We start from the raw sequence: 3,466 nt of genomic DNA on the forward strand, positions 1-3,466 counted from the left end.
TCAGCGACGATGACTTACGAAGGCGGTTGGCCGTGTGGCCGGCGTTGGTAGGGGTTGTTGTGTGTTGTTTGAGAACTGCACAGTGGACGCGAGCATCTTTGTTGTAAGTGTTTATGAGCGTACGGTGGATGCCTTGGCACCAGGAGCCGATGAAGGACGTGGGAGGCTGCGATATGCCTCGGGGAGCTGTCAACCGAGCTGTGATCCGAGGATTTCCGAATGGGGAAACCCAGCACGAGTGATGTCGTGTTACCCGCATCTGAATATATAGGGTGTGTGGAGGGAACGTGGGGAAGTGAAACATCTCAGTACCCACAGGAAGAGAAAACAACATGTGATTCCGTGAGTAGTGGCGAGCGAAAGCGGATGAGGCTAAACCGAGTACATGTGATACCTGGCAGGGGTTGTGTATTCGGGGTTGTGGGGTTCGTTGTGTCGGCGCTGCCATGCCGGCCGACAGTGAGAAATCGTCGTGTTAGTCGAAGTGGTCTGGAACGGCCTGTCGTAGAGGGTGAGAATCCCGTAGACGAAAACACGGCGACTGTCGATGCGAATACCCGAGTAGCACCGGGCCCGTGAAATCCGGTGTGAATCTGTCGGGACCACCCGATAAGCCTGAATACTCCCTGGTGACCGATAGCGGACTAGTACCGTGAGGGAAAGGTGAAAAGTACCCCGGGAGGGGAGTGAAATAGTACCTGAAACCGTGCGCTTACAATCCGTCAGAGCCTTCGAGCAGCTTGCTGCTGGGGGTGATGGCGTGCCTTTTGAAGAATGAGCCTGCGAGTTAGTGGCATGTCGCGAGGTTAACCCGTGTGGGGTAGTCGTAGCGAAAGCGAGTCCGAATAGGGCGCATCTAGTGGCATGTTCTAGACCCGAAGCGGAGTGATCTACCCATGGCCAGGGTGAAGCGATGGTAAGACGTCGTGGAGGCCCGAACCCACTTAGGTTGAAAACTGAGGGGATGAGTTGTGGGTAGGGGTGAAAGGCCAATCAAACTCCGTGATAGCTGGTTCTCCCCGAAATGCATTTAGGTGCAGCGTCGCGTGTTTCTCACCGGAGGTAGAGCTACTGGATGGTCTAGGGGGCCCACAAGCTTACCGAAATCAGCCAAACTCCGAATGCCGGTGAGTGAGAGCGCGGCAGTGAGACTGCGGGGGATAAGCTTCGTAGTCGAGAGGGAAACAGCCCAGATCGCCGGCTAAGGCCCCTAAGCGTGTACTAAGTGGAAAAGGATGTGGGATCGCTGAGACAACCAGGAGGTTGGCTTAGAAGCAGCCACCCTTGAAAGAGTGCGTAATAGCTCACTGGTCAAGTGGTTCTGCGCCGACAATGTAGCGGGGCTCAAGTACACCGCCGAAGCCGCGGCACTCACATGAGCCCGCTTTCTTCCCACGGGAAGGGAGCCAGGTGTGTGGGTGGGTAGGGGAGCGTCGTGCAGCCGCGGAAGCGCCGGAGTGATCCAGGTGTGGAGGCTGCGCGAGTGAGAATGCAGGCATGAGTAGCGAAAGACGAGTGAGAAACTCGTCCGCCGGATGACCAAGGGTTCCTGGGCCAGGTTAATCCGCCCAGGGTGAGTCGGGACCTAAGGCGAGGCCGACAGGCGTAGTCGATGGACAACGGGTTGATATTCCCGTACCCGTGTATCCGCGCCCAATGGCGAATCAGTTGTGCTAACCGTCCAAAAGGTTGGTCGTCTCCTTCGGGAGTCGACGAACTGGCTGCACGGGACCCCGATTGTAGTAGTCAAGCGATGGGGTGACGCAGGAAGGTAGCTGGGCCAGGTGATGGAATACCTGGTGTAAGCCGGTAGGGCGAATGGTAGGCAAATCCGCCATTCATACAGCCTGAGAGGTGATGCGTACCCGTTGAGGGGAATTCAGTGATCCTATGCTGCCGAGAAAAGCCTCTAGTGAGTTGGTACACGGCCCGTACCCCAAACCGACACAGGTGGTCAGGTAGAGAATACCGAGGCGATCGAGAGAACTGTGGTTAAGGAACTCGGCAAAATGCCCCCGTAACTTCGGGAGAAGGGGGACCACGCCCGGTGACCGGATTTACTCCGTGAGCTGGGGGTGGTCGCAGAGACCAGAGAGAAGCGACTGTTTACTAAAAACACAGGTCCGTGCGAAGTCGTAAGACGATGTATACGGACTGACGCCTGCCCGGTGCTGGAAGGTTAAGAGGACCGGTTAGCCATTTCGGTGGCGAAGCTGAGAATTTAAGCCCCAGTAAACGGCGGTGGTAACTATAACCATCCTAAGGTAGCGAAATTCCTTGTCGGGTAAGTTCCGACCTGCACGAATGGCGTAACGACTTCTCTGCTGTCTCGACCACAGACTCGGCGAAATTGCATTACGAGTAAAGATGCTCGTTACGCGCGGCAGGACGAAAAGACCCCGGGACCTTCACTATAGCTTGGTATTGGTGTTCGGTTCGGTTTGTGTAGGATAGGTGGGAGACTGTGAAGCTCATACGCCAGTATGGGTGGAGTCGTTGTTGAAATACCACTCTGATCGTATTGGACCTCTAACCTCGGACCATGATCTGGTTCAGGGACAGTGCCTGGTGGGTAGTTTAACTGGGGCGGTTGCCTCCCAAAATGTAACGGAGGCGCCCAAAGGTTCCCTCAGCCTGGTTGGCAATCAGGTGTCGAGTGCAAGTGCACAAGGGAGCTTGACTGTGAGACTGACAGGTCGAGCAGGGACGAAAGTCGGGACTAGTGATCCGGCACCGGCATGTGGAAGCGGTGTCGCTCAACGGATAAAAGGTACCCCGGGGATAACAGGCTGATCTTCCCCAAGAGTCCATATCGACGGGATGGTTTGGCACCTCGATGTCGGCTCGTCGCATCCTGGGGCTGGAGTAGGTCCCAAGGGTTGGGCTGTTCGCCCATTAAAGCGGCACGCGAGCTGGGTTTAGAACGTCGTGAGACAGTTCGGTCTCTATCCGCCGCGCGCGTTAGAAACTTGAGGAAGGCTGTCCCTAGTACGAGAGGACCGGGACGGACGAACCTCTGGTGTGCCAGTTGTCCCGCCAGGGGCATGGCTGGTTGGCTACGTTCGGAAGGGATAACCGCTGAAAGCATCTAAGCGGGAAGCCTGTTCCAAGATGAGGTTTCTCACCCCCTCGAGGGGGTAAGGCCCCCGGCAGACCACCGGGTTGATAGGCCGGAACTGGAAGCCCAGCAATGGGTGGAGGTGACCGGTACTAATAGGCCGAGGACTTACCACGAAGATGTTACGCGTCCACTGTGCGGTATCTGAAACAACACACACAGATCCGAAAAATCCTGCAGCAGCAGGTGATTCGAGGTCTGCGTGGAATATTGTTTCATAGAGTTACGGCGGCCATAGCGACAGGGAAACGCCCGGTCCCATTCCGAACCCGGAAGCTAAGCCTGTCTGCGCCGATGGTACTGCACTCGACAGGGTGTGGGAGAGTAGGACACCGCCGAACACCCGTT

Annotated in this window: 2 rRNA genes; both read left to right on the forward strand. The window is 56.4% G+C overall.

The annotated features are described in order from the left end of the window. Positions 1-101 precede the first annotated feature (101 nt). Positions 102-3,234 (forward strand): 23S ribosomal RNA (locus ACWPOC_RS25485). Between the two features lie 108 nt (positions 3,235-3,342). Continuing rightward, positions 3,343-3,459: ribosomal RNA gene (rrf, locus tag ACWPOC_RS25490) — 5S ribosomal RNA — on the forward strand. Positions 3,460-3,466: the final 7 nt, after the last annotated feature.

The organism is Rhodococcus sp. 5G237 (assembly GCF_053764735.1).